Below are 21,406 nucleotides of genomic sequence, written 5' to 3' on the forward strand. Positions count from 1 at the left end.
GATAAACTAAATACGGGCATTAAATTGCCTTCAGTATTAGAGATCTAGATTGTTTCTCTTAAATACTTTATCAGCACGATAACTAGAGCGAACGAGGGGTCCTGAAGCAACTTCATAAAAGCCTTTCGCCAAGCCAATTTCACGAAATTCAAGGAATTTTTCTGGTGTTACGTAACGTGCAACGGGTAGGTGATTTTTGGTAGGCTGTAAATACTGCCCAAGAGTGAGTATATCAATATTTTGGGTGCGAAGATCGTCCATGGTTTTAATGATCTCTTCATCTGTTTCACCTAAACCAAGCATTAAACTTGTTTTGGTTAATACATCTGGCCGATATTGCTTAGCAAATTTTAATACATTTAGGGTTCGCCAATAACCGGCTCGGTTATCTCGAACTGGATGAGTTAAGCGTTCCACCGTTTCAACGTTTTGAGCAAAAACGTCAACACCACTATCAAGCAACGTGATAATATCTTTTTCAACGCCCTGAAAATCTGGCGTAAGCGCTTCTACTTTTGTAGATGGACAACGCGCTTTAATTGCTCGAATTGTATCTGCATAATGTTTAGCCCCGCCATCAACTAAATCATCACGATTAACTGAGGTTAAAACAACATAATCTAAATTCATTAAATAAACAGTATTGGCTGTGTTATTAGGCTCATCTTTATCTAACCAACCATGCGGATTACCTGTATCAACAGAGCAGAAACGACATGCTCGGGTACAAATAGCGCCCATCAGCATGATTGTTGCTGTACCATGTGACCAACACTCTCCAATATTTGGGCATTTAGCTTCTTCACAAACTGTTGCCAGACGATGTTTAATAACTTGTTCTTTTACTTTACTGTAGGCAGGTGTTGTTTGATTAACTATCCTTAACCATTTTGGTTTAGGTAATCTCTCTACATTTGTAGCACTCGACTTAATACCATCTTTAATAGCCGTTATACCCTGTTTGGTTTTATATTTATGGCCACTTTCAACTACAACAGGAATATCGATTAACTTACTCATGCTAATACCTATCAATACAAGTGCACTGATAATCCCAAATCGTACTCATAAGATCAAGTAGGAGTTTGTTTATCTTGCTTTTTACGTTCATCAAGTAATCTTAATAATAATTTAGCATGTGATCCATCACAAAAGGGCGGATCTTTTGTTTGTTTACATCCACAAAAGTAAACTACATCGGTAAAAGGAGCATAATATTCAACAGCCAAGTCACAGTCTGTCCGATCGCATAAAGGCTGAGTTTGACTTGCACCACAACCACACCAACGATAGGTTTGTCCCCCCTCTACTTCTACCGCTATCGGAAAGTAATTATGGCCTAAATCATCTTCCATAAAGCATTCCTTAGTTCGCATTTTAATGATTTATCTTAATTACTATAGATAAAATTTTAAAAAATTTCCCTCATAAAGCTTAACTTAGGAAATAACCACGTTATTAAGACACTTAACGCCAAAGCAATAAAAATGAAAAATAGATGATTTAAACTGTAAGGATAAATAACCAATAGAGCTCCAACTATTATGAGAAGAGATTTTTCTAGGCGCTTTAATGCCATTAAGTACTTCTGCCAACGTGTGTGCTTAAATAAGAGAGTTATAAGTAAGGATATTAATGCTAATGATATTAAATAAATAAGAATATAAATTAACTGGTAAATAATTTGATTTCCTATACTCAATTGCTGGCTAATTAACCATTGTTTAACAATTAAGGCGAAATTAGGTAGGCTATTAAGCTGTATATAGCTTTGGATAGCGAAGGCTGTTAATAATGCAGTCATGGCTGTAATGCCTACAGGCAAATTAACAATGGTTTTTTTAAAGAAGATTAAAGTAAAGGTTATTAACCCTAATCCAATTAAAATAGCTGGTATTCGGAACAGTTCCATAAAATGCTGAAAAAGCGATAAGTATGCTATTTGAAAATAATGTGCAAGCCCAGCCCCTAATAGAAAACCAAATAAGATTGGCAGTATTAAACTCTTTTTAGGAAGTAAAATTAAAAACCCAACTAAAGTAAGAATTAAAAAAGTTGCAGAAGGGTTTAATGCATCCATTGCTGCCATTATAAATATAAAGAACGGCGTTGAATTTGTTGTTTTAATACTCTCCTCATACCAATTTGCTAAAGACATCTGTTTTAATGTTTGTATGGTTGATTCAGATAATTTACCGTGCTTGGTAATTTGTTCATAACAATAGTTTAAACCTGCAGCAAGTTGAGCCCCTGATTGTTCAACATTTTTAAAGCCAACCCAGCGGCTATTACAAAAGAAAATAGCAGGAACTGAAAAGTCATCGATATTTTGCTCTTGCAGAAAATTATTAAATATAATTAGAGATTGTTTATCTTTATTAATTACGTAATGATTAATTTTAACCCAGGAATTTTGTTTGGCAAAATCATTGAGAAATGCTTGCGCATGCTGACAGTAGGGACAAGTTGATATTGTAAATAAGTTAACTTGCAGAGTAACTTCTTTACCATTTATTGTAAACCATTGGTTTGGTACGTTATTAGCCCAGCTTAATAACATAAAAAAATAAAGTAAGCAGCTCAAAATTAACTTTTTATACATTCTCTATAGCCCTTAGGTGCTTTACCTAAAATTATAATAATATTTTTGCCTTAGCGAGATTTAAATTTAAAATTAATTACATCTCATTATTTTAATGGTTTTAACTCAATAATTTACCTTCATTTAAATGTTTTTATTTTAAACATACAGATAAATATTGCATAACTTAAAAAAGGCTGAAATAATTCGCAATTTGTATCATCTTGCTACTAATGCAATCTTCATGAAAAACAACAGCAGCTATTACCTGATAGGTATCCTTTTACTCATTTGTGCTCAAACCATGGTAGGTATGAATATCGTTCTGTCAAAAAAACTGGTAGATGCTATCCCTACTCTAGTATTAATCAATATTCGTTTTGCATTAGCAAGTATTATTTTATTACCTCTTCATTGGCTAACGCCAGCAAGGAAACAACGAATATCTGCTCACCTTTCAAATTTGAGCACTAAAGATTGGCATTTTATTTGGGCTCAAGCTTTATCTGCTGGGGTTTTATTTAATCTCTTTATGTTGCTAGGCTTACATACAACCGATGCCAATATAGCTGGAATTATTACCAGTACGCTACCAGCAATTATTGCTATGATGTCATGGGTTGTTCTAAAAGAAAAATTGTCTGCTAAAACTAGCCTATGTATTTTATTTGCCACCTTAGGCCTTTTTGTTATTGCTTGGGAGAAATTTAGCAAACTCAGTAGTGATCACTCATTTTTAGGTGATTTTATTATTTTTATCGCCCTACTTCCTGAAGCTGCTTATTATGTGCTATGCAAAATGCATCATTATCGCTTGCCTGTTTTCTTACTTTCAGCAATTATGAACGGTATTAATGCCCTAGTACTGTTACCCTTTTCGCTTTTTCAGTTTGGTAGCTTGTTTAATATTACATCAGCCAGTTGGGAAGTATTAATCTGCCTGGGACTTAGTACTAGTTTATTTTATATCCTTTGGTATTTTGGCTCTCAGCGTGTTGAGGGGGTTATGGCTTCTCTATCTACCGCTGTTATGCCTATTGGCACAGTTATTTTTGCCTGGGCTTTATTAGATGAACAACTTACTAGATCACAATTTTTTGGTATGGGATTGGTCATTATTTCTATCGCCTTTTATACAAGGCGATAGCTAGGTTATGAATGAATGTAAGCTTCTAGATGCTCTATTAAACGTGATTTATCTTCAATTAATGAAAATAAAACATCCCCAATAGAAATGATAGCCACTAATTTATTATCTTCATTAATCAAAATATGGCGGCGTTTAGTTACTGTAATAACTTCCATAGCTTTCTCAATTGTGTCATTAACATCTAAAACACTTACATTTTTATACACAATATCAGCGGCGGTAGCTTGCCGCGGATCCAAACCTCGATGTAGACAATCACGTACAATATCTCGCTCACTGACTAAACCAAGAAGTTCAGTGCCATCGTGCACAACTAAGGCACCAATATCTTTAGTGACCATTAAGTTAACACAATCCATAACAGTAAAAGCTGGCTCAATATACACAATTGGACGACGTGGTTTTGGTAAAATGGAATAAATTAGATTAGCCATAATATCCTCATAACAAGCCCAATTTAATATCAGTATAGTTGATGAATATGAGTTATGACATTTTGGATAGAGAATTTAAAAAAGGAATACTAACTATAAAAATAATTAGTATTCCTAAAATTTAAAATTATTGAATTACACGCCAAGAACCATCAGCTTGACGACAAGCTTTACCATAAATTTCTTGACTCTTTCCACCAATGATAGCGCGTGTAGTATATTCACGACATGGTTGTTGATTATTAGCGTAATAGGTACGTGTTGTTTTAACAGTATATCTATTACCGTTATCTGGATTTCTCCAAGTTACAGGTCTACCAGTTGGCGCAGTTTCTAGAGCCCTTTGCATCTCTAAGCGATCGAGTCTATCCATAGTGCGGCCAATATTCCCGCCAAGATAAGCACCAAGTAATGCGCCACCAGCCGCTGCAGCTACTTTGCCTGAACCGCCACCAAATTGACTACCAACGAGGCCGCCAACGACTCCACCTGTCAACGAGCCAACTCCTTCATTATTTATTGGAGCACAGCCTGATAACAAAACGGATGTAGCAAGTGTTGCTAATAGTATTTTTTTCATGCAATTTCACCTGTATAACGTTTGAAATCGGTTGGTATTCTAACATCAAGGTTAGATATTATCCACAATTCCTTTAATTTTATTCTGATGCACTCGTGGTGATAATTGGCAAAGCAATTCATAAGGAATTGTATTAGCAGATTTTGCAATCGCTTCTACTAATACATGTTTACCCCATAGTTCTACTAAATCACCAATTTTAATGTTAAAACAATCAGTTAGATCAATTGCTAACATATCCATCGATACGCGTCCTACAATTGGGGCAAAAAAACCATTAATCCAAACAAAAGTATTGGGACTAATGTGGCGGGGAAACCCATCGCCATAACCTGCAGCAACAATACCAATAATTGATGTCCTCGTTGTCTGCCATGTTCCACCATAACCAATTGATATGCCAGCCGGGTAATGATGAATCGCGCTGATTGCAGAAATAAAACTTAAAACTGGCTTTAATCCTAAGTCTTTTGATGTTTGACTAGCGAAAGGAGAAACACCGTATAACATAATTCCTGGCCGAACCACATCTGCTTGGGCCTCTGCAAGAGCAATAATGGCTGCCGAATTAGCAATACTTGTAATAAATTGACCTTTAGGCAGTTTAAGTTCACGATAACTATTTAATTGGGCTTGATTAGCAGGATTATCTGGCTCATCAGCACAAGCCAGATGAGTCATTAAGCCAATTTCAGAGTCTACCCACGAGCAATTTTGTAATGCTTGAATAATGTCGTATACTTGCTCTGGTGCAAATCCTAATCGATGCATGCCTGTATTTACTTTCACCCAAACTTTAATTTTAGACGCGAGCGGGTTATTTAATAACCATTGTAATTGATAAGGTTGATGCAGCACACATTGCAACTTATATTGACTAACCTTAATTAGCTCATCGGCACTAAAAACGCCCTGAAATAAGATGCACTCACTACTTATTCCCAGTTTACGTATAGCAATAGCTTCTTCAAGGCATGCAACGCCAAATGCATACACATGATCAGTTAAAACAGGCACAACTGATCCTAAACCACACCCATAGGCATTTGCTTTAACCATAGCAATTATTTTTTTGCCAGGCGCATAATATTTAACTTGATTTAAGTTGTGCAATAAAGCTGCTTTATCAAATTGGACATAAGTTGGCCTTGTCACTGGTAATTACTCCTGATAACCATTAAAAGCCAAATCCTCAAAGCGTGTATATTTCCCTAAAAAGGCTACCTTAACTCGGCCAATTGGACCATTACGTTGTTTTGCAATAATGATTTCAGCAATACCTTTCTCAGGACTATCCTCATTATAAACTTCATCTCGATAAATAAAGCAAATCACATCTGCATCTTGCTCTATTGCACCAGACTCTCGTAAATCAGACATGACTGGACGTTTATCATGTCGCTGCTCTAAGCTACGATTTAATTGTGACAATGCAACAACAGGGACCTTAAGTTCTTTTGCAAGTGCTTTTAAGCTACGAGATATTTCTGAAATTTCTGCCGTACGATTCTCAGCCTTAAACCCAGGTACTTTCATAAGCTGAAGATAATCCACAACAATGAGTCCTAATTGACCATATTCCTTAGCCACTCTTCTTGCCCGTGCTCTCATTTCAGCTGGACTTAAACCAGGCGTGTCATCCATAAAAAGAGGCGCTTCCGATAACATATGTACTGCAGAAGTTACACGTGGCCAATCATCATCCGTTAACTTTCCAGTACGCAGCCGATGTTGATCAATACGACCTAAAGAAGACATCATACGCATAGCTAAAGAATCAGAGGGCATTTCCATGGAGAAAACCAGCACAGGCTTACCTCCTCGAATAGCTGCATGTTCAGCCATATTCATAACGAGCGTTGTTTTACCCATTGAGGGCCGCCCGGCTACAATAATTAGATCTGATGGTTGTAATCCTGAAGTCAGTTCATCTAGGTCAGTAAGACCCGTTGCTAAACCTGTAATGGCATCACCATTATGATAAAGGGCATCTATTCTCTCCACCGCTCTTACTAAAATTGACTTAATGCTTTCAGGCCCGCCATCACCACCCGTTTGCTCAGCAATAGCAAATACTTTTGTTTCAGCAAGATCAAGTAATTCAGCCACCTCACGACCTGCTGGATTATATGCTGCATCGGCAATATCACCTGCTACACCAATTAATTGGCGCTGGACTGACTTTTCACGAACAATATCAGCATAAGCTAAAATATTAGCAACACTGGGGGTATTATTAGCTAATTCAAATAAATAAGTCTCTCCACCCGCTTGATCAAGCTCATTACTGGTTTTTAATGTATTGAGTAGAGTAACTACATCAAAAGGCTGGCCCTTTCGAGCTAATTCAACAATAGCACGAAAAAGAGTCCGATGTTCAGTACGATAAAAATCTGCTTCACATAATTTAGTACTTATCTTATCCCAAGCTTGATTATCAAGCATGAGGCCACCAATAATTGACTGCTCTGCTTCTGCAGAATGAGGAGGTCGTTTTAAAGGATCTATTGATTGCTTATTATTTTTTCGTGCTAATGCTTCAACCATAATTTTCTAATTTAATTTATATAAGTTATACCTAGAAATACTTTATTTAAGGATAAAATTGGTTTAACGCTGTTAAAATAGCTCTTAACTTTAAGCTGTTTACCTACCCTTTATTTAAAATTTAGTAGATGACACCCTAGTTAAACGCTATTGTAATGCTGAAAAGAAAAAAAGACACACTCTTTGTGTGTCTTTAGTTAAGTTAATTTTATTTAAGTAATCGTTTTATCTAACCCATACTTGAGTACGACCTAGTGCAGAAACACCTACATAACCGCGTACATACAATCTGTTACCTTGCATAGTAATTTTAGCGCGGTAGATTTTTCCTGTTTTAGGATCTAAAATCTGGCCCCCGTCCCAAACACCATTACCTCTATCTTTTAAACCCCAAAGGAAGGTCAAACCTGTAATAGGTTTATTTTTAAATCTTCCTGGGCAGTTCTTGCATACACCAGTATCACCAGGTTGTGGATAAACCTTAACAATAGTTCCGTTTAAAGTGCCGCCTGAAGTTGATAACCTAACAACAGCTCTTTTTTGTCCAGTTTTATCATCAATAGTTGTCCATGTTCCAGCTGGGGATTGAGCAGCTATTGCAAGAGGCATAAATAACGCCATTAATATAATCGCAGCAAAGGATTTCCATTGGCTCATTGTTATTCTCCATAGTGTGTATCCTTAAAAAGAATAAGCTAGTAATTGATGCTTTGCAAATTTAAAATCAATAAGAAGTAAATTACTAAATCTTTGCTTTTTATAGTGAATTAAAATTAATTAAAGTGGGCGAAAAAATTGATCAATATCTTCTTCGGTTAATGCACTTAATCCGTTAAGATTTTCAGTTAAAATTCCTTCAAAGAGTTGTTTTTTCTTATTTTGAATAGTTACCATTACTTCTTCCACGGTTCCTAAAGTAATTAACTTATAAACAAAAACTGTATTTTTTTGTCCAATTCGATGACTTCTATCCGTTGCTTGATTTTCAACCGCTGGATTCCACCATGGATCATAATGAATAACAGTATCAGCTTGGGTCAAATTTAATCCAGTCCCACCTGCTTTAAGACTAATTAGGAAAATAGGAATATTACCTTCTTGAAATTTATTAACTAGGAATAGACGATTTTTTGTTTGGCCGGTCAGTTTAAGATAATCATAGGAACAACCAATTAATTTCTCTTCAATAAGCTTTAACATCGATGTAAATTGAGAAAATATTAAAATACGCCTATTTTCAGCCACTAAATTATCCACCAAAGTCATAAGGGCTTCTAATTTAGCTGAACTATGATAAGCAATTTCTGCTCCGGGCGCTGAAACCAGTCTTGGATCACAACAGACTTGCCTTAGTTTAAGTAACGCATCTAACACAACAATATGGCTTCTTTTTAATCCCAGCTGTGCTATAGCTGAGCGAACTTTTTGCTGCATGCTAATGCGAATTGCTTCGTAAAGATCCCTTTGTGCGCCAAGCAGCTCTACTTTATGCATGGTTTCAATTTTTTCGGGTAATTCCTGTGCGACCTGATTCTTTGTTCTACGAAGCATAAATGGACGAATACGATTCATTAATAACTCAGCACGTTGTCGATTAGATTGCTTTTCAATGGGCACTTTAAAAAATTTACGAAATTGCTTTGCATCACCTAATAAGCCCGGCATCAAGAAATGAAAAAGTGACCAAAGTTCACCTAGATGATTTTCAAGAGGCGTACCTGATAAACATAAACGATAGGAAGCTTGAATTTGTAAAACAATTTGTGTCACTTTTGCACGATTATTTTTAATAAATTGTGCTTCATCAAGGATAAGATAATAAAAATTCGTCTCTGCAAATTTATCTTTATCGCGTTGAATTAAGCTGTAAGTAGAAATAATAAGATCATAATTGGCAAAATTTCTCTGCCTATTACTTCCATGAAAAATTAAAACTTTTAACTCAGGCGTAAACCGCTTAGCTTCCTCACTCCAATTCGTAATAACACTCGTTGGAGCAATAATTAATGATGGGCGTATCATACGCCCTTGTTCTTTTTCTAATTGTAGATGTGCAAGTGTTTGAATAGTTTTTCCTAAACCCATATCGTCTGCTAAAATACCACTAAATTTTCCCGCACGTAATGATTGTAACCAAGTTAAACCTTGCAGTTGATAATCTCTTAGCTTTGCTTTTAAACCATTGGGTACAGTTGTTGTTTTTATAAAATCATTTTGTATAAGTTTCTTTAGCTGCTGATAAACCTCGCTATCTTTTTGCCAGCGTAGAGATACTGCAGACATAGCTTGCTCTGCTTCATACATCAACATAAGCTGATAGCGTGTTATTCGTAATTGGTCTGCATCTGTTGTAATGGCGGTATGATATTGCAACAGAAAGCGCAGGAGAGGTTTAAGGCGGCCTAAAGGAACCTGCAGATGATTTTTGCTAGGTAAAGATAAGATAATTTTTTTATCATCATCAAGCTCTTCTAAATCAACATTTTTTAGTTTAGGTAGCAACTTAGCAACAAGAGGAATAATACTAACAGGCTTACCCTCAATTAAAATACCTAAATGGTAAGAAAAAAAATCATGCTTGTGCTCATTAACTTGAGAGAACCACTCTATAGAGTCTAGTGTCAGAGCCTCTTCAAAAATAAGTTGGTCATATTGAACTAACCAACCTTTATTTTTAAATAAAGAAATAATTTCGTTATATAACTTTGGCAAATCCGGTGCATAAATATCATTTTTAAATAGTCGTAAATTTTTAAATTCTTCACTTGCGGCCAATGTTTTAAAATTTAAATTGCGATTTAAGGTTAAATTAAAATCAGCTAATATTTGTTGCTCTAAATTTAGGTCCCTCTTTACTTCTATTAAAGAAGAATCGGTTTCGTAGAATAAGCTAAGAAAATCTTCCTGCCCGGTAATTTGTATACCGGCATAATCATAAACAAGGTTACATGTAACACGATAATTTTTTAATTCAAATTCATTAAGTACATTTAAAGTATCTGATATTACCTCTTGTGCATTTAGAATAATGACAGGTTTTGGTTTTAAATTCTGAATTACTTTTTTTGCATAAATTTTGGGTCTAGGTAGATTTTCATTAACCTTAGCTATTTCTGCAGCAAGAGACGCTGCTTCATTTAAATTGACAGGCGGTAAGGCAAAAAGCCATTTTAAATGTTCAATTTGAATAAGATTTTCAACTATTCCTAAAGCCTGGTTGAACTTATCATAATACCAAAGCTTATCTAAAAAGAGAGGCCTTAAAGCTGTTTCTTTTTTTCCAATAAGAAGCTGTTGAGTACCATCGATATTTAGATGCCAATCCATCTGAACAGGCTCTTTATTGAAAACAAGCGGTCTATCAGTTTTTTCTCCAATATATACTCTTTGGGTTGATAGCATTTTATCCAATAGAAAACTGGTATGAATAATCAATCGATCAAACCAGCCCTGTATATGGTTTTTTAAGGCTAAAGTTGTGATAATTTCATCATCGACTTGCATAAAATATTGTTTTCGAGCCGACGTGAGTATGTGAAATATAGTCTTTTTATCTATATTATGTCGCTTTAGCCGTTTTGATAGAGCTAAATTAACCATAACACGGTCTCTAGATTCTAGATCAATTAGGTAAGCAACTTCATAAGCATTATCATTATGGAAAATTGGTACTGAATCGCTACTTAAAGAATCAGAGCTAAATGGTAATTTGTTTATTTTAATATCGATATTTTCTTTTATTTTTAAGGCGAAAAGACTAGCTGCAGCATGTTTGCAATTCTTTTTAACCGGACAATTACAACATGCAGGTTGTTTTGGCCATACTTTTAAATCAATATAAACATTATAAATATGCGATGATGTATCTTTTACTCGCGCTTTAAGCAAACCTTCACTTAAACGAATATTAAGTACAAACCCTTTCTTTTGGTATTCTAAACCTTGCATTAATACGGAAGGTAAGAAAATATCGGCCATCCGTGATAACGCATCCTTCAACATAATTTACGTCACATAAAGATAAACAGATCATTATAATAAAATAGTAAGAATTTTAAAATTAAATAGAACTTTTTTTTAAAAATACTTAGACTTATCTATTAAATTTATTTAAAGCTTCTTGCAAAAAAATTCTTTAGAACTTGCAATAAGTATTTTCTTATAGCAGCAAAAGTTAATTATAAAACCTACTGCTTAAGTTTAGTACTTTTGATTCAATATTGCAGACTACTGACTTCTGCCTCGTTTTTTAATTCCAATGAATATAACTATCATTTCAAAATAGAGAATATATTTTACTTGCGCAAGTTTAAAACAAGTTATATTGTTCCATATAAAATTAAATATACAGGGCTAAACTATCTCTATATGACTATGATGACTAAAGAATTAACAATATTGATGGCGCAAATTAACACAACTGTCGCTGCAATCGATGCTAATGCCGATAAAGTCATTGATACTATTATTCGCTATCAAAATGAGCATGACATTATTGTTTTTCCTGAGCTGGTTATCTCTGGCTATCCAGCTGAAGATTTGCTTTTAAGGCCTGAATTTCATAATCAAATTGCACAAGCCCTCGAAAGAGTTGCTAGTGTGGTAGGGGATTGCTATGTGATTATTGGTCATCCTACTCAACAAGGCGAGAAGTGCTTTAATTCTGCAAGTGTTTATTTTAATGGCGTAAGAATTGCTACCTATCATAAGCAAGCGCTGCCTAATTATGGTGTATTTGATGAAATCCGTTATTTTATTTCTGGTCAGCCCAACCCCTGTATTCTAGCAATTAAAGGTTATCAAGTAGGTGTCTGTATCTGTGAAGACATTTGGCTTAAACAACCTGTAAATGACTTAATAGCAGCAGGCGCTGATACAATTATTTGTTTAAATGCCTCCCCCTTTGAGTATAATAAATATCAACTACGGGAAGATTTAGTTCGTGAGCATACCCGAAAAGGCATATCATTTATTTATGTTAATGCAGTTGGCGGTCAGGATGAATTAGTTTTCGATGGTCAATCGTTTGCAATAGATAATACGGGCAAAATATGTGCTCGAGCAGCAGCCTTTCAAGAAGAATTTTCAACAGTTATATGTCATGGAAATGAATTAAATGGCAGGATAACACCTTTGCTTGAGTTAAATGCATTAATTTATAATGCGCTGATTTGCGGCACTAAAGATTATGTTGAAAAAAACAACTTTTCCAGTGTGATTTTGGGCCTTTCAGGTGGCATCGATTCTGCCCTAACCTTAGCAATTGCAGTAGATGCTTTAGGACCTAATCGAGTTCAAGCCATTATGATGCCTTCTCGCTATACAGCCGAAATAAGTATTGTTGATGCTCAGCAACAAATTAATGCGTTAGGAATTAAAAGTGAGCTTTTAACAATCGAGCCAGTATTTAAAAGCATTTTAACAACACTTAAACCAGTATTCGCAGGTCTTGCCCCTGATATTACTGAAGAAAACATCCAGGCACGTATTCGAGGCTTATTTTTAATGGCTTTATCAAATAAAAAAGGCAGTCTCGTGCTAACAACCAGCAATAAAAGTGAAACAGCTGTTGGCTACGCTACCTTGTATGGTGATATGGCCGGTGGGTTTGCCGTATTAAAAGATGTTTTAAAGACTCAAGTCTATGCGCTAGCTCATTATCGTAATCAATTATCACCTGTCATACCGAAACGGGTTCTTAACCGCGCTCCTTCAGCTGAATTAGCCACAAACCAAACCGATCAAGACAGCTTACCTGATTATCCAACGCTCGATAAAATCATTACAGCGTATATGGAAAATAATTTAGATACCCAAGCATTAATTGCGCAAGGGCACAGTGCGGACATGGTCGATAAAGTTATTCGCCTCATAAGAAGAAATGAATATAAACGTCGCCAAGCAGCGCCGGGTATTAAAATAAGCTCACGTGCATTTGGCCGTGACTGGCGTTTTCCTATAACGTCAGGTTTTAAATAAAACGGATACCTTAATGTTTAGGTATATCAACCTTAAGGCCTAATAACAAGAATAACATAAAGCGGCTCGAAATTTTTTTGCTAAATTATTAGTCTACTTTATCATTAGCTCTTATGGTTGAAGCATTCTAGTTGATTGCAAGGAAATAACAGCTAACTCATCACAAAACCTGCTTGCAAAATAAAAGTAAATCGCTAACATGAGATGTCTTAAAGAAAATAATAAGAAGGGATGTCATGAAAATTGCATTTTTCTCAAGCGCTTTGCTTGTAACCAGCACAGCAATGAGTGCGATACCAATCAACGGTTGGTATTCAAGTCTTTTTAGTGGTGGTAACTATTTGTCTGATAATCTTAGCGTTAGTCGACATGGTTTTATACCAACATTTACGTATCCTTTTTATCCTACAAGTCATAAACTCGCATTAACGAATGCTTCCTATGATCTAGGTTATCATGCTGGTGTAAGATTTGGTGTTCAAAATAATCCCATACGCTATGAAGGGGAAGTAACTTACCTTACTGAAAATGTTAAGCGATTCTACATTAATAAAATTCGTCAAAATCGTGGGCATGGCGAAGCAAACGCTGTATTTGCAATGGGAAATCTCTATTATGATTTTCCTGACATGGTTGAAGGTGTTTCACCCTTTCTGGGAGCGGGCTTAGGCTATGGCTGGATTGAGGGGACATTTAGTACTCGAACTTTTTACTATTCTCCTTTCCTCCCTCCAAGCCACTATCCAGTGTATCATCGAGGTGCCAATAGTGTTTTTGCGTATCAAGTTACTGCTGGCTTTACTTATAATTATGCTGAGAATTATGCCATTAATCTTGCATACCGTTATATTGGAACTGATCGAGTAGAATCCCTTGGTAAGGTTTTTCAAGCTAATTTAGTAACCGTTGGCGTTCTTTACCGTTTTAATGAAAATTGTTATAAGTAAGGGCTAAATTATGAACTTTATTATGCGATTTGGTATTGTAAGTGCCATGCTTCTCAGTAGTACAGCCTATGCGGTAGATCCAGATGATGGCTGGTATGCTGGTTTTATAGTTGGAGGTAGTTATTTAGAAGGTATCGATGTTAATTTAGTTAATATACCTTCTCTTCCCTTCGTAAGCTTAATTCCTCTTACTCTAACCCCACATCCTCTTATTCCCCTCCTTCCTCTAATCCCCGCGAATTCTACAAGTACAGTGACTTATAGAGTGGGCATTAACGGCGGTATTCATGTTGGTTATCGTTGGTGCGAAAATTATCGATTTGAGGGCCAGCTGAACATTAATGGCAATAAAATTCAGAAAGTACAAATTCCGGGAATAGGGCCTGTTAGAAGGCATCAAAATATATATGGCTTAAGTCTAGGCGGAAGTACAGGTATGCTTGCTGGCCTGTTTAACGCCTATTATGATTTTTATACACCCGGTAGTGAGACAAGTTTTATACCCTATGTAGGTATAGGAATAGGTTATGCTTATTTTCGTACAAATTTTAGTTTGCAGCAGTATGGAAACTATATCAGCGGTAGTCGTGTTAAGGATTCAACAACAGCGCCTGTTGGTCAAGGTATTATTGGTATTAGTTATTTTATTGATGAGACCATCTCCGTTGGCGCAGATTTTCGCTACTTAACAAGCAACAATATTAGTAATTTTAATGGCCGGGTAGCGATAGCATCGCTAAATTTTGTCATGAATTTTAGTTTTGATCAGCCTGAGCAGGCTTCTTGAATAAAATTTTTACCCATTTTTCTTGTAGAAATGGGTAAAATTAAATATTATTTACACAAATTATATTGCTTAAAGTTACTTAGTTAGTCTAAGATTGTCCTAATTCTATTCTATTAGAGTCATCCCTTGCATTAAAATGCTAGTTTTTTACCCTGTCAATAATAATAATTAAACGTTTTATATTAATAAAGATAGCTATAGGAATAATGAGTTTACCTAACTTATAAGATTTCATTATGACATTTTTGATTGCACCTTCTTTACTCTCAGCTGATATAACTCGCCTGGGCGAGGAGATAGAAAACGTCATGGCTGCTGATGCAGATATGATTCATTTTGATGTAATGGACAATCATTATGTGCCTAACTTAACACTCGGGCCCTTTGTTTGCCAAAGCATTTTGCAGCGATTTCCTGAACTAAAAATAGATGTTCACTTGATGACCAACCCCGTTGATGAACTTATTAGACAATTTGCTAAAGCAGGTGCTAGACGCATTAGCATTCATCCGGATGGGACCATTCATTTAGATAGAAGTTTAGCCTTAATTCAGGAGCTTGGTTGTGAGGCTGGCCTTGTGTTAAACCCAGCAACCTCCCCTGAATGGATTAAATGGTGTATTAATAAACTTGATTTTGTCTTAGTTATGACTGTCAACCCAGGTTTTGCAGGACAAAAGCTTATTCCCGAAGTGATTAAGAAAATAGCTTTTATTAAAGATCAGTATCCTGACTTACCTATTTCTGTAGATGGAGGTATCACAGTAGAGAATATAAAGGCACTCGCCCAAGCAGGTGCCACTCATTTTGTTGCTGGGTCGTCTATCTTTAATAGCGGCAATTATCAACAAGCAATTAGTAATATGCGAACTCAACTGGCGTCATTATAAATCTTTATATGAAAATATTTTTTTTCTTATTAGTATTACTCTCATCCTACCTAACTTATGCAGCTTCAAGTGAAGCTTATATGGCGAGGTTTGATACTTATACTAAATGGAATCAGAATTTACCAGAGCAACCAGAGCAAGATTTTTTAAATTTTATCAATAATGATACGCCTCTTGCTAAGAAGCTTAGAGAAAAATGGCTCTATCAACTGGCCAGACAAAAAGATTGGGTTAATTATGGACTATATTATAAGCAAACCGAGGATGTTAACTTACAATGCTTTTATCATTTAGCAAACTATTATCAAGGTAAAACTGATACTGCTTTTAGTGCGGCTAAAGCGCTGTGGCTTACAGGTGACTCTCAGCCGCCTGCATGTAATCAGTTATTTGAATTATTACTTAAAAGTGAAAATTTTAATCAAAGTTTAATTACTGAGCGTATTATTTTAGCACTTGATAAGCGCAATTTACCTTTGGTGCGCTATCTTTTGAAGCAATATAAAGTTCCACGTCTAAAAGATGAGCAACAGCTGATTGCTATCTACCAAAATCCTTTACGTATTCAGCAACTTCCAGTTAATGATTTATATAGCCACTTTTATTTATTTGGCCTTAAACGTATGGTTTCCCTCAATATGCCTCAAGCTCTTAAATTTTGGGAAAAGGTTAAAAATAATAACTTATTAAACAATGGTCAGAAGCAAACTTTTCTAGCACACGTTGCTCTATATAAAGCAATGCGTAACCAAGATGATACATGGGAATGGTTTACCAAAGTTCAACCTGCTTATTACAATGATGTATTATTAGATTGGCAAATTCGTTTTGCGTTAAAGCATAAACAATGGAAACAAGTTGCATCATTAATTAATCATTTTCAAGATCAACAAAACCCTTGTTGGCAATACTGGTCAGCACGTGCTAAAGAAGCTCTGGGGCAATTAGAGCAAGCAAAAGATATTTATCAAGAACTGGCTAAATCAAGACAGTATTATGGATTCCTGGCTAGTTTACGTTTAAATAAAAAGTTTTCTTTTGAAAATGAAAATCCCATTGATGATAGAACTATTTTAAAACCTTACGAATCCTTTATTGACAAAGTAAAACTACTTTACCAAAATCATCAAACCCTAGAGGCATCTCGTTTATTAAATGATTTCGTTAGTGAGTTACCTAAAGAAGAAAAAAGTGCTCTTCTTTCCTGGGTTGCCAATGAATTACAGTGGCATGGAAAATCAGTAGCGTTAAGTAATACGCAAGAATTAAATAATCAACTTTCGCTTCGTTTTCCAATTCCTTATAGTTCTGCAATTAACTCCTATGCCAAAAATTATCAAGTTCCGCAAGAATTTATCTATGCAATCATTCGCCAAGAAAGTGGTTTTAGAGATGATGCTGTTTCTCAAGCAGGCGCGCGCGGTCTTATGCAAGTTATGCCAACTACTGCTAGTAGCGTAGCTAAGCAAGCGAGAATTGATTATAAGGATAAAACGCAACTTTTTTCTTGGGAGAAAAATTTAAACATTGGTGTTGCCTATTTAAAACACTTATCAAAGCGCTTTAATGATCACCCTGCATTAATTGCTGCAGCGTATAATGCAGGTCCTAGACAAGTTAATTATTGGCTTAAAAATCATCCAGCCAATGACATGGATATCTGGATTGAGACACTGCCCTGGCGGGAAACGCGCAACTATTTAAAAAATGTTATTGCTTTTTATGCTGTTTATCAGTACCGCATGCAACAAAAACCTAATATTGGAAAATTTTTAAAGCCTATTTAGCTTCAACATGAATGAAAGATATCTGCTTTCATTATTAAAATACTCAATCACCTATACGTAAATTAGTTAAACTTTGTTTAACTCATAAAAGAAATTAAACTCATCTATCAAGAAAAGAAACTAATTCATAATTTAGAAGCCAGAAAAAAGTATTTCTCCTTCATTTAAATTAGAATTCGACTATGACTATCCTAGTTAAGCCTCATTTAATCTTGAGTTAATCAATTAAATTTATGAAACTGTTATAGACCGTCTAGCTGTTTCCTCGGTAACCAAATCTATAGCTTCTGTAATTTCCACCTCATCAAATAAATTAAATAAATCGTCATTATCACCCTCTTCAAGCGTTTGTTTTACTTCCTTTAAGTTTTTACCAGTTACTAAAGTATGAATTTTTTCCACTAATTTATGTGATGAAACCAAAGATAAATGCCCGTGCCTAGGAAAAACAGTCATAGAATCAGGGTATTTTTCCACATAGTCTTTTATGAATGCCCCTGAGCGGACAACTTCATCATTACCAGCTACCATAAAGTAATGAGGTATCTCCGATCGTAAAATTAAATCACCTAGCTCTTTTAAATAGGTATTACCAACCTCCATTTGTTTTATTGAGGCTGAAAACCATGTAAGAGGAGGAAGGGCTAAATGAGAGCCATTAAAAGGAGTAGCTAAAGTAATTACAGCTTTAACTTTAATGCCTAGTTTCGCTGCTTCCAATGCTGTTTTCGCAGCAATCAAGCCACCACGGGAATGACCAATTAAAATAATACTTTCCACCTGATCCGCTTTAATTTTATCTAATAGTTCCTGCGAAAAATCGTCAATACTTTTACCTTGAAAACGTTTAAAAAAGGAAACGATAGTAAAAGATTTAATGTCATTTAATTTTCCTTTAGCGAGTATACGGTCCACCATTCTGAAAAGGGAAAATGGAAAATCAGCAGTTCCTGGAATCACATAAGCTCGAGTTTTAAGCTCATCTGTTGAATTTAAATTTGATATATCACAAACATAATCGTTTGATTTAGACATTAACCAATAATAAGGATGAATTAAGGCACCTGTTAAACTTACAGGCTGATTATCTTGAATAAATTGCTTTGCTGTATTAAAAAATCCTCGAATATTTAACATAGCCTTCCTCCGTAGCAAATCAATCCTTACTTTATGAAAATAGTCGATGAGGATCATCATCTTATTAACTCTTACTATGTTAAAAGGAATTACTCAAGCATGTTAGATTAATTTATTTTAATCTTACTTAAAAAAAAGCCATTTAAATATCATAAATGGCTTTCTATTCGATCTAATTGAAAATGCTTATGAACAATTACCCGCTTTATGTGCGCAAATACTATTAAGCAGACTTGTAAATCGGCTGTCAGGAATTGAACTTCCTTGCGCTTTAGGATCAGGACTTACATAGCCATAGGAAGTAATCCCTATAATTCGGTTAAGACCAGGATTTAAACCACCTGTTTGTCCTACAGAATAAGCACCAAAGTTTTGCACCCATGGTCCACCACTAGAACCACCAGCCATATCAGAACCATATTCTGCATTATTAGGCGCAACCAAACGTTGACTTTGTGCTGTAACCTGATGCATCTTTTGGCAACTATCAAAATTACAAGGATAACCAAGTAAATGCGCATGGTTAGGCCGGAGTGATTGTGTTTGATAGCCTAAGTAACCGGTTACAGTACCGATGCGACGTACAACATTATTGATTGTATTATCTCGCATTTCAAGCATACCGTAATCTGCAGCATTAGGTACTGTGCCACCACCCGTTGCCCAGGTATTTGTTACTAAGGCATACGACCATGTCCAAGTTCTAAAAGGCGCTGATCCGTCTCGAAATGCTGGGACAAACCGCCAATTAGTATAATAGCCGCCAACACCGCCAGAACCTCTATGTAGGCAATGACCAGCAGTTAATACGATTCGATGTCTTAAGACAGATGCAGAGCAAACAAAATCCCCTTGCCCAGGAATTGTAAAAAATAACTTACCCACTGTTCGATAAGGATAAGCTAAATCTGCTGATAAAGGAATTAACCGAGAGCTTGAAAAATGATAATTTAAAGTTCCTCTGTTGAAGTTGGCAAGGTTAGTTTCTTGGGGTAAGGTATTTAAGAGAACTTGGGGTGTATAAAGTTGCCTTATTTCAGGCCTAATATCCTTTCCCTCAGGTGGCGCCCCATCGCCCGACTCAGAATCCTCAGATAGGCTTTGTCCTTCGTCTATAGGTATTTCCTGAGTACTTTTAAAATCTACTAAGGGTAGAGGCATTTCTTTAGCATTCTTCATACGTTCTGGTGTCCAATAATCAGCCAAAGATTGTTGTTCATTATTTTCTTTCGCTAAAAAATCTTCAGCGTAACTCACTATAGACACTGAACTCATAACTAACAAAGTACAACTTGTTAAGGCCGCTTTTAAACGCATATCTAACTCCTTTTAAATAACTGTTTAAACACTCATTCATATGACACCACATCCACTAAGTGCGTTTTACTAAGGCAGTTAAAATGATTGGCTATACTTCAGCGCTACATATCATTTTTACTCTGATTAACGCCAAAATACTTTGGTAGAATATGGGTATATAAATAGCCCTTTTTGTTAAGAAAATAAACTCTCAACAAGTTTAAACGTAGAGTAGCAATGTATTAAAGTCAAAATTAAATTTTTAAAATTTAACCAATTTGATAAAAAATTATATCATAATCAAGGAACTTAAACAGTATAAAAAATTGCTTAAACAGAATTATGGATTATAAATTTCTCCAAAAGATTTTTTTCTAAATTTATTTGAGTGAATTTTATAGGAAGGTAATAAAAACAAGCGCATGTCCATCTCTGGCCATACGCTTGTCCAACTCAGTTACACTTGCTTATTGGGCTGCTTGATTTGAAGCTGCTTGATTTGCAGCTGCATATTCAACGGTATTAGCAGCATTTTGTAATTCTTGTTCTCTTGCGAGCTCAAGACGACGGTTGCAAGCGATAAGTAAACCATCGAACATCTTGCTAAATGCATCATAGCAACGATCAATCATTTTCAATGCTTCACGACGTGTTTCTACTGGTATTGTTCTTGAAAACAATTGTCGTTCCATTTCTTGTTCAAATAATGCATGTGCCATTTCAACTTCTAGGTGAGAACTTGAGAAATATTTTAAGTTTTTATCTTCACCTGTTTTTTGGACTTGTTTAACCACTTTTTCAAAGAATACATGACCAGATGATTCTAAGGTGAGTAACAAGACAATATTAAGAATCTCATCATCAGCTTTATATATTTCTGACATGATAGCATAAGCTGCATCACGTGTTAGCTGAGATTCTTTACTGTACAGCCAAGATACATCATCTTTGCTACAGGCTTTATTATCACTTATTTTACCTAAATATTTTTTATCATGTATAAACCATTTTTCATGGCCTGCATCTTCTAAGCGATGGTGGCGAGCCACTTTCTTTAAATAGGGATCAGTTACTCTTTCTTCATTGAGCCTTAAGATATCTTGGAAAGTCATCGCCCAGAAAGTTAGTTCTGGTACAAAATAACTAATTTCTTCAATAGTATCTAATTGCTCTAAAACTTCGAAAAAAGGATGATTCATAAACTCTTGCTGTTTAGAATCAATATATGCTTGTATAGTTTTCATAGCTGTCTCCGCGACATAATTTGTTGGACAATTTTAATATTGCA

Annotated in this window: 18 protein-coding genes; 6 read left to right on the forward strand and 12 right to left on the reverse strand. The window is 35.4% G+C overall.

Translation table 11 applies throughout. The annotated features are described in order from the left end of the window. Positions 1-36: 36 nt before the first annotated feature. The 3 genes from lipA to ACQUW5_RS10020 are packed head-to-tail and all read right to left on the reverse strand — an operon-like array spanning position 37 to position 2,602. Entirely contained in the window at positions 37-1,020 is a 984-nt protein-coding gene (gene lipA, locus ACQUW5_RS10010; RefSeq protein ID WP_444991106.1) for a lipoyl synthase, read from the reverse strand. A 53-nt stretch (positions 1,021-1,073) separates the two neighbouring features. Next, positions 1,074-1,355 carry a CDGSH iron-sulfur domain-containing protein gene (locus ACQUW5_RS10015; protein WP_444991107.1) on the reverse strand — a complete coding sequence of 94 codons (282 nt, stop codon included), beginning with the start codon at positions 1,353-1,355 and terminating at the stop codon, positions 1,074-1,076. Between the two features lie 56 nt (positions 1,356-1,411). Beyond that, positions 1,412-2,602: a hypothetical protein gene (locus ACQUW5_RS10020; protein WP_444991108.1), complete on the reverse strand. Its 1,191-nt coding sequence runs from the start codon at positions 2,600-2,602 to the stop codon at positions 1,412-1,414. Between the two features lie 223 nt (positions 2,603-2,825). Between ACQUW5_RS10020 and ACQUW5_RS10025 the strand changes: the two genes are divergently transcribed. Next, positions 2,826-3,728: a DMT family transporter gene (locus tag ACQUW5_RS10025; RefSeq protein ID WP_444991109.1), complete on the forward strand. Its 903-nt coding sequence runs from the start codon at positions 2,826-2,828 to the stop codon at positions 3,726-3,728. 5 nt (positions 3,729-3,733) lie between these two features. Here the strand turns inward: ACQUW5_RS10025 and ACQUW5_RS10030 are convergent, their stop codons facing one another. The 6 genes from ACQUW5_RS10030 to ACQUW5_RS10055 form a co-directional block, all read right to left on the reverse strand. After that, positions 3,734-4,165: a CBS domain-containing protein gene (locus ACQUW5_RS10030; RefSeq protein ID WP_444991110.1), complete on the reverse strand. Its 432-nt coding sequence runs from the start codon at positions 4,163-4,165 to the stop codon at positions 3,734-3,736. A gap of 127 nt (positions 4,166-4,292) precedes the next feature. Beyond that, positions 4,293-4,745: an RT0821/Lpp0805 family surface protein gene (locus tag ACQUW5_RS10035; RefSeq protein ID WP_444991111.1), complete on the reverse strand. Its 453-nt coding sequence runs from the start codon at positions 4,743-4,745 to the stop codon at positions 4,293-4,295. Positions 4,746-4,796: 51 nt separating this feature from the next. Beyond that, complete coding sequence (gene alr, locus ACQUW5_RS10040) at positions 4,797-5,900, reverse strand: alanine racemase (protein ID WP_444991112.1); 1,104 nt, start codon at positions 5,898-5,900, stop codon at positions 4,797-4,799. 6 nt (positions 5,901-5,906) lie between these two features. Next, the gene (gene dnaB, locus ACQUW5_RS10045) at positions 5,907-7,292 is read right to left on the reverse strand and encodes a replicative DNA helicase (RefSeq protein WP_444991113.1); all 1,386 of its coding nucleotides are present in this window, start codon (positions 7,290-7,292) and stop codon (positions 5,907-5,909) included. A gap of 225 nt (positions 7,293-7,517) precedes the next feature. Further along, positions 7,518-7,949, reverse strand: a complete 432-nt coding sequence (locus tag ACQUW5_RS10050; RefSeq protein ID WP_444991114.1) for a DUF2147 domain-containing protein — start codon at positions 7,947-7,949, stop codon at positions 7,518-7,520. 120 nt (positions 7,950-8,069) lie between these two features. After that, positions 8,070-11,294: a DEAD/DEAH box helicase gene (locus ACQUW5_RS10055; RefSeq protein WP_444991115.1), complete on the reverse strand. Its 3,225-nt coding sequence runs from the start codon at positions 11,292-11,294 to the stop codon at positions 8,070-8,072. Between the two features lie 375 nt (positions 11,295-11,669). On the opposite strand from ACQUW5_RS10055, the gene ACQUW5_RS10060 reads away from it, so the two are divergent. The 5 genes from ACQUW5_RS10060 (at position 11,670) to ACQUW5_RS10080 (ending at position 17,682) form a co-directional block, all read left to right on the forward strand. Next, positions 11,670-13,271: an NAD+ synthase gene (locus ACQUW5_RS10060; RefSeq protein WP_444991210.1), complete on the forward strand. Its 1,602-nt coding sequence runs from the start codon at positions 11,670-11,672 to the stop codon at positions 13,269-13,271. 236 nt (positions 13,272-13,507) lie between these two features. Continuing rightward, entirely contained in the window at positions 13,508-14,218 is a 711-nt protein-coding gene (locus ACQUW5_RS10065) for an outer membrane protein (RefSeq protein WP_444991116.1), read from the forward strand. 10 nt (positions 14,219-14,228) lie between these two features. Then, positions 14,229-15,005, forward strand: coding sequence for an outer membrane protein (locus ACQUW5_RS10070; RefSeq protein ID WP_444991117.1), 777 nt, complete (start codon positions 14,229-14,231; stop codon positions 15,003-15,005). 236 nt (positions 15,006-15,241) lie between these two features. Continuing rightward, positions 15,242-15,895: a ribulose-phosphate 3-epimerase gene (gene rpe, locus ACQUW5_RS10075; RefSeq protein ID WP_444991118.1), complete on the forward strand. Its 654-nt coding sequence runs from the start codon at positions 15,242-15,244 to the stop codon at positions 15,893-15,895. A gap of 8 nt (positions 15,896-15,903) precedes the next feature. Further along, a complete protein-coding gene (locus ACQUW5_RS10080) occupies positions 15,904-17,682 on the forward strand; it encodes a transglycosylase SLT domain-containing protein (protein WP_444991119.1) in 1,779 nt (592 codons plus the stop codon). Positions 17,683-17,913: 231 nt separating this feature from the next. On the opposite strand, the gene ACQUW5_RS10085 is transcribed toward ACQUW5_RS10080, so the two are convergent. The 3 genes from ACQUW5_RS10085 to ACQUW5_RS10095 all read right to left on the reverse strand — a co-directional run bounded on the left by ACQUW5_RS10085 (position 17,914) and on the right by ACQUW5_RS10095 (position 21,362). Continuing rightward, positions 17,914-18,819 carry an alpha/beta hydrolase gene (locus ACQUW5_RS10085; RefSeq protein ID WP_444991120.1) on the reverse strand — a complete coding sequence of 302 codons (906 nt, stop codon included), beginning with the start codon at positions 18,817-18,819 and terminating at the stop codon, positions 17,914-17,916. Positions 18,820-19,005: 186 nt separating this feature from the next. Beyond that, positions 19,006-20,136, reverse strand: coding sequence for a trypsin-like serine peptidase (locus ACQUW5_RS10090; protein WP_444991121.1), 1,131 nt, complete (start codon positions 20,134-20,136; stop codon positions 19,006-19,008). Positions 20,137-20,585: 449 nt separating this feature from the next. Further along, positions 20,586-21,362, reverse strand: coding sequence for a hypothetical protein (locus ACQUW5_RS10095; protein ID WP_444991122.1), 777 nt, complete (start codon positions 21,360-21,362; stop codon positions 20,586-20,588). Positions 21,363-21,406: the final 44 nt, after the last annotated feature.

This window comes from Legionella pelazae (assembly GCF_052527395.1).